Here is a 12137-nt window from a genome sequence, read left to right as displayed (position 1 = left end):
TACGAGCAGCATTACGCTAATCGCGCGCGCGCTAAAGTTTATCCCACGGAATTTGTTGTGAGAACTCTATTAGCAAGTTACCCCCAATTGGAATTTAAGAAACCCGTACGTGGAGATACCATTCTTGATGTGGGTTTTGGTGATGGGCGCAATACTTCTTTTTTATGCGATTTAGAGTTGTCCGTTAGTGGAATTGAGATTACTGAAGGTATCGTAAATCAAACACGTAACCGTCTTTTGGAATTAGGACATACACCTGATTTGCGTGTCGGCAGAAATAGCAGCATCCCATATGAGACCGAAACTTTTGATTATATATTAGCCTGCCATTGTTGCTATTATTGTGATGAAGGTCAGACCTTGCTGGATAATTTACAGGAATACTCCAGGGTTTTGAAACCAGACGGCTACCTGATTGCCTCTGTAGCTAATCGCGCGTCCTACATATTTGATAAAGCAAAAGCCTTAGACGATGGCACGTATCTAATAGCAAACGATCCCTACAATAATCGTAATGGGTATCGTCTTCAGGCGTTCGCCAATACAGCAGATATTGAAAAATATTGTTCTTCTTTATTTAAAAATTTTTCTTTTGGTTCTGCTGATAATAATTATTATGGAATTACGGAACAAGTATTTTGGATTGTTTGCCAAAAGGGGTAGTACATGAGAAATAATATGCAGTATTGTTGCACAGAAGCTAATTGCAACCAGGTGTCTTTAACAGCATATGATGATGGATTACATTGCCCCAACGGCCATGTATACTCTTATCTTCCAGAAACGAACGTGCCTCTTTTTGCGTGTGAATCTGAAAACGCGAATGATTATTCCCAAGCAGATGCAGTTGCCATTCATGACAATTCTTTTCAGTGGGTTTTCAAAACATTTGGAACCAATGAAGCAGAATTAAGAAAAAGTCTTGTGGCGCGACTTACTTTATCAAAAGGCCAAACCATTCTTGTGACAGGCGCCGGTAGTGGTAATGATATCCCCTTTCTAGCGCAACAGTTAGAAGGACAAGGAACTATCTATGCACAAGATATTTCCAAACAGATGTTAATGACCGGTGTTCAAAAATACGCTTCCGCTAAAGATACTTGGGGAGTTGATGTATTCTTTTCAGTAAGTGATGCAACCAATCTGCCCTTTGATGATAACTTTTTTGATGTCGCTTATCATTTTGGTGGACTCAATTTATTTCCTGATGTGCAAAAAGGTATTTCTGAAATGAATCGGGTGGTTAAATCAGGTGGGCAAGTACTAATTTGTGATGAAGGAATTGCACCTTGGCTCAGAGAAACCGATTTAGGTAAAATGCTGATCACTAATAATCCTCTTTATGCGTACGAGGCGCCTTTAACACTGTTGCCTCAGAATGCCCAATCAGTTCAATTATCATGGGAATTAAATCACTGTTTTTTCGTTATAGGATTTATTGTTTCCAATTCGCCTTTATCGGTAAATATCGATGTTCCTCATATTGGTAAACGCGGTGGGAGTATCCGAACTCGTTACCTGGGTACGCTCGAAGGAATAGATCCGGATTTGCGCGATGAAGTTTATGCTGCAGCAGAAAAACAAGGTATCAGTCGAGTAGAATATTTAGAACGCTTGCTCAAAGCGGGTTGTAATTAAGATAGTGAGTAAACTATGAGTGTCGCAGAAAAAATCAAGTATCACCTAGATCAGGACAAGCCCTTTAAGTGGAACAAAAAGGGCTTGGTTTTTCAACCTAATATGCCTCATTACACCCATGGATCGCACCCTTGCGCCATTCACTATAAAGATGATGTGTTTATCGTGGCATTTACCTGCCGAGACGCCAAACGCCGTTCCCATATCTTTTTATCATACGCTACAGTCTCTCAGGGTAATTTGACCATGATAGGCACACCTAAATTGGCATTAGCTCCCGGAGACGCCGGCTATTTCGATTGTGATGGGGTGATTAGTGTTTGCTTGGTGAAAAATAATAATCAACATTATTTATACTACGTAGGATGGCAAAATCTTCCTGATAGTTTATGGCTTTGCGATACCGGTAGAGCCGTTTTAAACCCAGATGAATTGACATTAGAGAAAGAATTTCCCGGGCCTGTTCTCGGCCGAGATAAAAATAACCCCCTTTTTGCTGCTGCAACAGCCTTTCATATTAAAGATGATGTTTGGCATACCTGGTATAATTCTGGAGTGAAGTGGGAAAAACGTGAACAGGGATGGCACCATCATTACGGCATTCATCATGCTCAATCTACCAATGGAGTGGATTGGACATGTGATCCTGGAATGTGTATTCCTTTTGCTGATGAGTATGAATATGCCTTTGGTCGCCCTAGCGTTTATTTTAAGGATGATATTTATTATATGTGGTTTGCCCATCGTGCAACCAAGGAAACGGCCAGCTATCGGATAGGTTTTGCCTCCTCCTCGAACGGTTTAAACTGGGATCGAAAAGATAAATTATCCGGAATTGATGTTTCGCCTACCGGCTGGGATAGTGAAATGATTTGTTACCCTTATATTTTTGAGCATCAAGATCAACTGTACATGCTTTATAATGGCAATGATTATGGCAAAACCGGATTTGGTTTGGCCGTGTTAGGACATGTTGAATGAAAAACGTTATTTTAGCTGGAAATGCTATTACTGCTGATATTTTGAATCATTATATCCAGAGAGATCCTCGCTATAAAATAGTAGGATTGACCGTTGATGATGACTACATGGAACAAAATAAAATCGCTGATTACGATTGTGTTCCCCTATCCCGTCTTAAAGAGTTCCACTCCCCCCAAGACTGTGTCGTAATTATGGCGATGGGTTATAATGACATTAATCGAAGCCGTGAATCCATGTTTCAGCGTCTGAAAGAGATGGGTTATCACATTGAGTCGTACATTCATCCAGACGCAAAAGTTTACACGCAATACCCATTAGGTGAGGGTTGTATTATTCTCCCTTCTGCAGTAATTGAACCACATGTACGCATAGGGGCAAATACTCTCATATGGGCTAATGTCACCGTAGCCCATCATTCCAGCGTCGCAGAACATTGTTGGCTTGCATCTGGTGCGGTTATTTCGGGACAAGTCCAAATAAAACGAAATGTATTTATAGGGGTTAATGCCACAATTGTTAATGAAGTGATTATTGATGAGTATTGCCTTATTGGCGCAGGTGCCTTGATTACTAAAAATACCAAAGCATCCAGTGTCCATCTCGCCCGTTCCGGTGAAGAGTTTCGCTATTCGGCACAAGATTATGTAAAATTTTTTGGAATTTAATTATGAATAAACATTTGGTTTCGGTTTTAGCGGATGTATTTGGAGTACGGGGAGATCAAATCGCTATTGATCTCACGAAAGAAAATCTGGGAAGTTGGGACTCTTTAAAGCAAATGGACTTAGTGGTTTCCCTTGAGCGCGAATTTAATATCCTTTTAGACATTCAGGATATAGTTAAAATGAACTCCGTAAAAAATATTATTGAGGTGTTGAATGGTAAAGGAGTTGAACTTGGAGTTTAAAGGGGCAACAGCATTGATAACGGGTGGCGCCAAAGGTTTAGGTTTGGCCATTGCTCATCATTTGCAGGAACAAGGAGCAACCGTAATTGTTGTTGATCGTGATGTTCAGGCTATGGAATTATTACCCAAAACAATCCACTCTTATTACCTTGATGTGACACACCCTGCTGAAGTTAAGGCGACCATCCAAAATATTATTAATAACCATGGCCGAATTGATATCTTAGTCAACAATGCTGGAGCTATTTATAGCGAGCCCCTTCTAAACATAATGAACCCAGAAAAAATGATGCATGATTATGACACCTTTCGTCAGTCCATCACCGTTAATCTTGATTCCGTATTCATTATGAGCTCGGCTGTTATAGAACAAATGGTAAGACAACGTGTTAAAGGAGTTATCATCAATATTAGCTCCATTAGTGCTTGTGGTAATGAGGGACAAACCGCCTACTCAGCCGCAAAGGCTGGAGTAAATGCAATGACAGTCACATGGTCTAAGGAATTAGGACGACTAGGTATTCGATGCAATGCGGTCGCTCCTGGTTTTATAGCAACGGAATCCACGCATAATGCTCTTGATGAATCCATACTCAAACATATTAAATCCAATACTCCGCTTCGCAGCCTCGGTCATTCACATAATGTAGCCCAAGCTGTAGCATCACTGATCGCCAATGATTTTATAAATGGAGCCATATTGCCAGTAAATGGGGGGTTAACAATATAAAGTGATACGATTAGATAAAAACAGATATGAATACATTTACCCCATATATCTAACTCATCCATTTTTTTTCCCATTGATTGCCGCTGTATTACTCAATGAGCAAGATGGAGTGGTATATGTTGATGACGCGGACTCTCCTTCACAAATATACGTGGAACATAGTTTCGGTTTTGCTCAGCTCTTTGGTGATAGTCATGAACTTTTTGAAAAAAACTTATCGTATTATTTGCTGGTAAATATGTGTTTTCATGCGGATAAAATTCGCTTATACGCACCGTCACCTCCTAAATGGCTTAATTTATCTCAAGATGAATCCTGGCGCTCCTACAGACAACGCTTTGCTATCGATACCAATCATTTCACCAGAGAACAATCCCCCTCCCTTCATCAGGAAAAAATAAAGGTAGAGCAGGTCAATGAAATGAATATCGGTTTAATTTCCGAAGCATTTGGTGTAGTAAGGCACTTTTGGCGAAATGCAGAAGATTTTATTGTACGCTCAAATGCAGTGGTGATTTTTTACGAAGGGAAACCTGCCTCAATATGCTATTCAGCAGCTCAGGCATCCAATCGGGTAGAAATAGATGTACTAACCCTCCCTGAATATAGAAATTTGGGGCTTGGTAAACAGGCAGTTAATCATTTTGTTCTACGCTGTTTTGATTTATCATTAATACCTCTTTGGGATTGTTTCACCAATAACTCTGGCTCAATGATGCTCTGTAAGTCTATTGGGTTTTATCCCATTACAGATCCTTACCCATTTTTTACCATTAATAAGAAATTATGAATACATATCATTACAATTTAGGACAGGCATTTTCTGAAATCACAGAAGAATACGCAGCAGAAACCGCTCTTCGCTATTCTGAAAAAAGTTACCTCTATTCCGAGCTGTTCCAATGGGCTGAAAGCTTAGGAAGTGTGCTTCTTTCTCATGGCCTTAAACGTGGTGATGTCATTGCCATTGGCAATACGAAAAGCCCCCTTTCCTATGCATTAATGATAGCGGCATTAAGATTGGGCATTGTGTATGTCAATATTGATGTTGCCTCACCTTTAATTAGAAATACGCATATTCTGAATATATGTAATGCATCCTTACTCTTCTATGACAATCTGTCCGATGACTTGGAAATGCAAAAGCTGGCTAAGGAACATCAATGTCTCGCGTTATACCTTAAACTCAGCGACTTACCTGCCGTCTCACAAAATGACAGGGATTTACAACAGCACTTGTTACAGGAAGTGGATGGTTCTTGCATTGCTTATGTTATGTTTACTTCGGGATCTACTGGAATCCCTAAAGGTGTTGCTGTAACGCATCAGAATATTCTGCATTTTATATCTTGGGGACAGCACTATTTTCAAATTACGAAAGACGATAATTTTGCTAATTTAAGTCCTATGTATTTTGATAACTCCGTATTTGATTTCTACGTAGGATTATTTTCAGGCGCCTCATTAAGCCCTGTAAACCGCGAGTTGCTGACTAAACCTTATGACCTGGTTATTCATCTACAAAAATCCCAATGTACCATTTGGTTTTCTGTTCCTTCACTTCTTATCTATTTAATGACCATGAAGGCAATGACCAGAGCAACACTATCCACGCTACGCTACATTATATTTGGTGGAGAAGGTTATCCAAAGCCGGAGTTAAAAAAGCTGTATACCCTGTTTTCCCCACAAGCAACTTTAGTGAATGTATATGGCCCCACTGAATGTACGTGTATCTGCAGTGCTTACAACCTTAGCGCATATGATTTCGATGATCTGGATGGTCTGCCTCCCTTAGGAAAACTTAATCCAAATTTTGATTACATTATCGATAATGAAAATAAGGATTCCACAGAGGGTGAGCTTTGCCTTATAGGCCCCAATGTCGCTGCTGGGTATTTTAATGATATAGAGCGCAGCACTATCTCTTTTTTTATGCTAACTGAGCCCTCACGTTTTATGAAACGTATGTATAGAACAGGGGATCTGGTGCAAGAGAAAGAGGGCATGCTTTATTTTATCGGTCGCAAAGACAATCAAATCAAACATATGGGCTACCGGATTGAATTGGAAGAAATTGAACAGGCATTGGTAAAGCTCCCATACGTCAATCAAGCAGCAGTAATATATCAACGAACTAATACTACGCACGGAAAACTTATTGGTTTTGTAGCGTGTTTGGAAACAACAGTTGAGCCAATTTTATTGGCTGATTTAGCCAAATTGCTGCCTGAATACATGATTCCAAGTCGTATTTTTATGAGACAGGAACTCAGTAAAAATGCAAATGGGAAAGTAGATCGTCAGCAACTTCTTGCCCAAACAGTGGAACAATAGCTCAGGGAAAGAAAATCAATCGACCATCTAATCAGTTGCTAAGTGAGAAACAATACGCTTAGCGTTAGCCATTGCAAGCAAGCCAATTGTAGTACCTGGAATTGTTGGAAAAATACTACTATCAATAACATGAATTCGTGTCCACCCCTTGGGATTTCCTAAAACATTGGTATCTGTTTCTTCTTCAGGCTGGTGCTTCATAGGTAAAGAACCACCTAAATGATTTGAACTAAAACCTACCCCTGATTGTACAAAGGGAGATAATACATGACACCTCACGCGCCTGGCGATCCGAGATAATCCTTTTCTCGCTAAACGTACGGCTTGATGAGCATGTTCTGTATCTTTATATTGAGAAGTTAACAAATTATTTTTTTGTAGTTTTAAAGTATGGCCTACTCCATGATTGGAGTGCATATTACATTGTGCGATGAAAAGGTGTTCGGCAGCATATTTTTTAAATTTGTAAAAAACCGTATTTTTTTGATGCAACAAATTAAGCTTTTGCAGAACCAATTCATTGGGAGTCGATAATTGTACATGCACCCAATGCATGGAAAGATCAGGAACTTTATACTCTAAAAAGATTCCAGGCTGCGTATTACTATTTGGCCAATCTAATTTGTGCCCTTTTAATTTCAACAAAGGTGCAATAAAGGAGCCTGTAGTTAATAAGGGCACTTCCGTATCATATCTGTTTTTTGACTGTAATATGATACGGGTACTTCCAATCGCTCCCGCGGCAACAAGCACTCGTTTAAAATTTAGGGTACCCTGTTGTTTATTCTTATTGGTGTAATGAACCGAGACATAATCCTTTTTTTCTGTTAATGAATCAACAAAAATACCTGCTCTGTATTCGACCAAGTTCTTATGGATAAGATCTTCCAAATCGTTGGTGGGCTTATAGATACTGTCATATACACACCCACTCATGCAGTAACCACAATATTTGCAGGAAGAAGTGTCTTTCTTAGCCGCTTGAGTTAATAAACGAGCCTGGCCGGCAACAGCATTCATTTGTTCCAATGCATTAGCCTTTTTCTTAAAGGCAGATAGTAATGCTTTATTCCCTGGAGTTAATTTTAAAGGATTATAATGGGCACTATGTAAAGGAAAATGATGTGTTAACCCATCATCGACTGCTGAAAAAGGCACGTCAACCAAAGTTTCCTCATAATACGCTTGAAGATCATTGCTGGTTATTGGCCATGATTGAAGATCGCAGTCATCAGCGGGTAATGCAGCACCTCCCCAACCATTAGCAAAGCCGCCATAGGCCAAACTAAAAGGGGGTAACGGATTATTTTTTTGAACGACATTATTAAATAGTTTATTAATGCTTCCATAGAAAAAATCAGAGCTAAAAGCTAATTTTTTAGGTAAATCCTCTTTGTTTCCAATTGTTGTATTAGCACTGATTTTTTCCTTATCAGTATTTGACCATAGATGAGATTCTATTTTGGACATTCGTTCAACAATAGTTTGCACATCAGAGGGAAGTGTATCGCCATAGTCCAGAATAACGGGCTTAACTCCACGTTTAATAAGGGCTTTAGCTGCTGAAACAGCAGCTAATCCCGAGCCTATTATCGCTATTTGTTCCATTGCAGTGTTTCGGTTGCTGAGAAATGGGCAGGAATAACGTTAAGAGTATTCATGATATGAGTTAAATCTTTTGCTTTTAAACCTGGATAGGTAGGAACAAATAAAGCACATGCATAGATCATATCTGCGTTAGGGGTATTTCCCTGAATAGGGTAATTAGATAAAGTTGATATTTTTTCAAGACTTGTTGTTGCGCTGTCAATATGATTATCTCGCAATAGTTTAAGGATTTCTAATGGCTCAGAAAAATAAGCAATTGTTTGCCAATAAACATTTTGAGTATCATCTACTCCTCGTGGGAAATGTATTGATTTGTTAGCGCGAATTATCTCTGCATTCTTGATACGTTGACTATCCCCCTCTTGAACCTTAGATAAGAGTTTTTGTCCAATATGCGCTTGAAAAGAAGTATAAGAAGTAAACCACTCCGTGGGTAAACTGTGCAACGGGGTTTTAGCGCGTTCACCTGTATTTTTTATATATGTATCCGGCTTAAAGAAATTGATGGTTTTTAATAAAGGAAAAACGAGTGTATGGAAAATAATGCGTGTTGTTGCAAAATTTCTAACAATACTTGTAAAAATCTTTTGAATTAGAAATTTGCGAGAAGGTTTTTCCAGTGTTGATTGACACTCACGCAATTGTTCATATAAAGCAGTATCATCCGTCACCAGTAACCCGCCACCATAAGTATCGAGTGTTTTAATAGATGATGCACTATATATGCCCACATGACCAAAACCACCCACTTTCTTATTTTTATACTCACCATTCAGACATTGAGAAAAATCCTCGATGATAAAAAGATGATAATCATTACAAATGGTCAGCATGGACTCCATATTAGGAACCATACCGTAAAGATAAGTGATTAAAATAGCCTTTGTATACGGGGTGATGCTTTTCTGAAGTTTATTCAGATCAAAGCCTAAGGTATCAGGATCAATATCAACAAAAACAGGTTTCAAGCCCAAATCCAAAACAACATCTAAAATCGCTTTAATCGTTATTGGAGGCATGATAATTTCTGAGCCAGGAGAGAATTGCTTTAGCTTCAATGTAAAATAAATGGCAATTCGAGCATAAGGAAAGGACAGACCATGTTGGCAACCAATATAAGAAGCGAACTGTTGTTCAAAGTTATTTATAACTGGTTTGTTATCAAGCGTCACAAACAATGAAGATGCAAGTGACCACAAGTCTTGACATAACGTATGATAGATAATACCGCGAGGAATAGTGAGCTTCATATATTTTATCTTCCATATGATTTTGCTAATAAAGAAATACCTATAAAAATTAAAATGACTCCCAGATAGCTTGCAGAAGAGAACTCATCTTTAAAAAAGAAAACTCCGATAAGAATAGTGAGAATAAAATTAATTGACACGGTTATGGGAATGACAAAAGAGAAATCAGAGAGAGACAAGGCTTTCATGGAAAAAAACATCGAAAAAAGAATGAGAACGAAAGCTCCCGCAATCCAGGGATCGAATAAGAATATGATAAAATCCTGAAATTGATTTATTTTATGTGTTAGCAGTTTGTTTTTTACAATTAACGCTGCAATAGAATTAAGTACTGCATACATGCCGGAAAAAAAAATTATCCATCTAGTGTTCATAATAGACCCTTTCTTTTATTACTCGCGCGGGATTTCCTACAGCTACTGAGTTTGGAGGAATGTTTTTTGTAACGACACTCCCTGCGCCAATGACACTTCCACTTCCAATAGTGACCCCAGGTAAAATAGTAGAATTGGCACATATCCAACAATTATCTTCAACAATAATGTCGCCAGCAATATCAGGCATAGTTTTATAATGATAATCCTGGGCAGCACCATAAAACGTAACATTAGGCGATATGGTCACATGATTGCCTATAACAATTTTTTTTGATAAATGGTAGGAAGTGTAAAACTCACAACCACGATTTATTGCAACATGATGGCCAATTTCAATGTTTTTGAAATATCTCATATAAACCTTATAGTCAATTAAGGTTTTTTCCCCAAATTTACCAAGACAGGTTTTAAATATTAAATTCCTTACAAAAGGAGGAAGAAAATCTAATGCAAAAGCACACACAGTTGAAAAGTAAGAATACAGAAGGAACAAAGTGTTGGGATACTTCTCTCGCCAACTGTTCGTTATATCGGTTATTTCACTCATAATAATTCAGATGCTCACGTATTATTTTTGCCCATGTTAAAATATGATGCGTAAAAAGTCGTTTCGAGAAGGCATTTTACGCTTAAAACTCTGACTTCGCTAGAGTGAGTACAATAGTAATATTTTATTGGACCTAATGGTTTGAATAGATCTGGTGGGTCACCCTGTGAATAAGGTGCCCCCCCATTAGAAAGTTAGTGAACAGCGCCATATCTAACCAAGCACCTGGTTAAGCGACATTTGGTTTTTAGGGGCCCATTTGTTACTTATCTGGTGCCCCCAGCGTCGTATGGGCTTTTCCATCCAGATATAAGATATTGTAGCTAATAGTATGGATAGTACCATAACTGGAATTGAGGCGAGTAATTGGCTATAGGAAGAGATAACTGGCTCGTCACCAAAGAAATATCCATGAATCAATCCATTAATAGCTTGATGATACATATAAAGAGGGTATGAAATTAATCCAAATAGCGCCAATAATCTCCATCGCCATATAAAATTAGCCGTATTTTTTCGGTAGAGAAAAACTCGCAAAATAAGAATAGACGATAATATAGCTAAACATGTCTGCTTTAGAGGGGGGAAATCTCCTCCTAAAGGAGGAGTCCAAATCTGTCGCAATATGGGATGTGACGTAGCAATTAAATAAACAATTGCAATAGCTACAACATCAAGTAAACGACGGAATTTAAACGCTTGTTCTAATGCAGATGCATTCCTAATTATAATTGCAACCAATACACCAAACATTAGACCATCTACTCGTGATGGCAGCAAAACATATGGCGCATACCAATAACCATATAAACGCTCAAAAACATCGCGCAATATAGGTGCAATAATAATACCAGCAAAAACAATGAATAATAATGATCGTTTTGATAAAAAATAAACCGCTAGAGGAAAAAGAAAATAAAACTGCTCTTCAATAGCAAGGGACCATGTAATACCAACCCAACGTGGACCACCATACCCACCAGCAGCAATATGAAAGCTTTGTAGAAAAGTGGCGTAGGTCCAAAGTGGTGGCTTGGGATCAGCAAGTAACCACTTATTCAGTATTGGTAGATCAAAATTTGCGCTTACGATTAATGCAATACAATATGATGCAAGTAGCGCGTATAAAACAGGGAAAATACGAGCAATACGACGTATCCAGAATCGCTTAAAATAATGCGATGAACCACGAGAGTCAATCAATATTCCACCGATTAGAAATCCAGAAAGCACAAAAAATAAATCTACCCCTCCTAATAATAAAGCATTTGTAAATTGTTCAATATTATACAGAAATTTTAAATTTGGTTTTATTAAGCCCATACAACAATGTGCAAAAAACACGGAAAGACAAGCATAACCCCGAATACCATCTAATTCGGGTATGTACTTACTAGGTTGAATCTTAAAGAGCAGATCTTTTTCTTGACGTAATGACAATTGGTTTCGAGCATCATACTCTGCTGTTGTAAGACCAATACAAACCAGCACAAGAAATAAAAAAATCAAATAGGTATTAGGAGAAAATACACTTGAAAAAAACAACGAGCAGAACACAAGTGCAATGCTAGAAAGAACAGTAAAAGCATGCAAAAAGGCACGATATTTAGAAAGCGTATCTAACATTGTTGACCATGATTCCCCAATCTTAAATCGCATTTTTTTAAGTAGTACGTTGATAACATCCTTCTGCAACATTTTAATGTCCTTTGTGTCAAACAGGTCGATTATAATGATAATTAATTATCTACAATTACTT

The 12137-nt window shown here is 38.2% G+C and carries 13 protein-coding genes; 8 read left to right on the top strand and 5 right to left on the bottom strand.

All coding sequences use genetic code 11. The annotated features are described in order from the left end of the window. Positions 1-57: 57 nt before the first annotated feature. From HRS36_RS06715 to HRS36_RS06680, 8 genes are read left to right on the top strand one after another with little or no spacing between them, the layout of a single operon-like run. Entirely contained in the window at positions 58-663 is a 606-nt protein-coding gene (locus HRS36_RS06715; RefSeq protein ID WP_173236696.1) for a class I SAM-dependent methyltransferase, read from the top strand. Between the two features lie 3 nt (positions 664-666). Beyond that, positions 667-1638 carry a class I SAM-dependent methyltransferase gene (locus HRS36_RS06710; protein WP_173236695.1) on the top strand — a complete coding sequence of 324 codons (972 nt, stop codon included), beginning with the start codon at positions 667-669 and terminating at the stop codon, positions 1636-1638. 15 nt (positions 1639-1653) lie between these two features. Next, complete coding sequence (locus tag HRS36_RS06705; RefSeq protein ID WP_173236694.1) at positions 1654-2619, top strand: glycoside hydrolase family protein; 966 nt, start codon at positions 1654-1656, stop codon at positions 2617-2619. Next, on the top strand, positions 2616-3287 hold the full coding sequence (locus HRS36_RS06700) for an acetyltransferase (RefSeq protein ID WP_173236693.1): 672 nt from the start codon (positions 2616-2618) through the stop codon (positions 3285-3287). Before HRS36_RS06705 ends, HRS36_RS06700 begins: the two co-directional genes overlap by 4 nt. A 2-nt stretch (positions 3288-3289) precedes the next feature. Further along, a complete protein-coding gene (locus tag HRS36_RS06695) occupies positions 3290-3529 on the top strand; it encodes an acyl carrier protein (protein WP_173236692.1) in 240 nt (79 codons plus the stop codon). Further along, on the top strand, positions 3519-4259 hold the full coding sequence (locus tag HRS36_RS06690; RefSeq protein WP_173236691.1) for an SDR family NAD(P)-dependent oxidoreductase: 741 nt from the start codon (positions 3519-3521) through the stop codon (positions 4257-4259). Before HRS36_RS06695 ends, HRS36_RS06690 begins: the two co-directional genes overlap by 11 nt. Position 4260: 1 nt before the next feature. After that, on the top strand, positions 4261-5049 hold the full coding sequence (locus tag HRS36_RS06685) for a GNAT family N-acetyltransferase (protein WP_173236690.1): 789 nt from the start codon (positions 4261-4263) through the stop codon (positions 5047-5049). Then, positions 5046-6596 (top strand): AMP-binding protein, encoded by a 1551-nt coding sequence (locus HRS36_RS06680; protein WP_173236689.1) that lies wholly within the window; start codon positions 5046-5048, stop codon positions 6594-6596. The genes HRS36_RS06685 and HRS36_RS06680 overlap by 4 nt, the downstream gene beginning before the upstream one ends. A 27-nt stretch (positions 6597-6623) precedes the next feature. On the opposite strand, the gene HRS36_RS06675 is transcribed toward HRS36_RS06680, so the two are convergent. From HRS36_RS06675 to HRS36_RS06655, 5 genes are all read right to left on the bottom strand, one after another. After that, positions 6624-8204: a GMC oxidoreductase gene (locus HRS36_RS06675; protein ID WP_173236688.1), complete on the bottom strand. Its 1581-nt coding sequence runs from the start codon at positions 8202-8204 to the stop codon at positions 6624-6626. Further along, the gene (locus HRS36_RS06670) at positions 8192-9454 is read right to left on the bottom strand and encodes a DegT/DnrJ/EryC1/StrS family aminotransferase (protein WP_173236687.1); all 1263 of its coding nucleotides are present in this window, start codon (positions 9452-9454) and stop codon (positions 8192-8194) included. Before HRS36_RS06670 ends, HRS36_RS06675 begins: the two co-directional genes overlap by 13 nt. A gap of 5 nt (positions 9455-9459) precedes the next feature. Then, entirely contained in the window at positions 9460-9828 is a 369-nt protein-coding gene (locus HRS36_RS06665) for a DMT family transporter (RefSeq protein ID WP_173236686.1), read from the bottom strand. Further along, complete coding sequence (locus tag HRS36_RS06660; protein WP_197933215.1) at positions 9818-10378, bottom strand: acyltransferase; 561 nt, start codon at positions 10376-10378, stop codon at positions 9818-9820. Before HRS36_RS06660 ends, HRS36_RS06665 begins: the two co-directional genes overlap by 11 nt. 213 nt (positions 10379-10591) lie before the next feature. Further along, the gene (locus HRS36_RS06655) at positions 10592-12076 is read right to left on the bottom strand and encodes an acyltransferase family protein (RefSeq protein ID WP_173236685.1); all 1485 of its coding nucleotides are present in this window, start codon (positions 12074-12076) and stop codon (positions 10592-10594) included. Positions 12077-12137: the final 61 nt, after the last annotated feature.

Source organism: Legionella antarctica (assembly GCF_011764505.1).
GTDB classification, from domain to species: domain Bacteria; phylum Pseudomonadota; class Gammaproteobacteria; order Legionellales; family Legionellaceae; genus Legionella; species Legionella antarctica.
Note: the sequence above shows the minus strand (reverse complement) of the source record. Positions and strands in the feature narration are given on the sequence as shown.

Excerpts from the sequence above, each read along its gene's own strand:
- HRS36_RS06710 (WP_173236695.1), top strand. The coding sequence starts at position 667 with ATGAGAAATAATATGCAGTATTGTTGCACAGAAGCTAATTGCAACCAG.
- HRS36_RS06705 (WP_173236694.1), top strand. The coding sequence starts at position 1,654 with ATGAGTGTCGCAGAAAAAATCAAGTATCACCTAGATCAGGACAAGCCC.
- HRS36_RS06700 (WP_173236693.1), top strand. The coding sequence starts at position 2,616 with ATGAAAAACGTTATTTTAGCTGGAAATGCTATTACTGCTGATATTTTG.
- HRS36_RS06695 (WP_173236692.1), top strand. The coding sequence starts at position 3,290 with ATGAATAAACATTTGGTTTCGGTTTTAGCGGATGTATTTGGAGTACGG.
- HRS36_RS06680 (WP_173236689.1), top strand. The coding sequence starts at position 5,046 with ATGAATACATATCATTACAATTTAGGACAGGCATTTTCTGAAATCACA.
- HRS36_RS06675 (WP_173236688.1), bottom strand. The coding sequence starts at position 8,204 with ATGGAACAAATAGCGATAATAGGCTCGGGATTAGCTGCTGTTTCAGCA.
- HRS36_RS06670 (WP_173236687.1), bottom strand. The coding sequence starts at position 9,454 with ATGAAGCTCACTATTCCTCGCGGTATTATCTATCATACGTTATGTCAA.
- HRS36_RS06665 (WP_173236686.1), bottom strand. The coding sequence starts at position 9,828 with ATGAACACTAGATGGATAATTTTTTTTTCCGGCATGTATGCAGTACTT.
- HRS36_RS06660 (WP_197933215.1), bottom strand. The coding sequence starts at position 10,378 with ATGAGTGAAATAACCGATATAACGAACAGTTGGCGAGAGAAGTATCCC.
- HRS36_RS06655 (WP_173236685.1), bottom strand. The coding sequence starts at position 12,076 with ATGTTGCAGAAGGATGTTATCAACGTACTACTTAAAAAAATGCGATTT.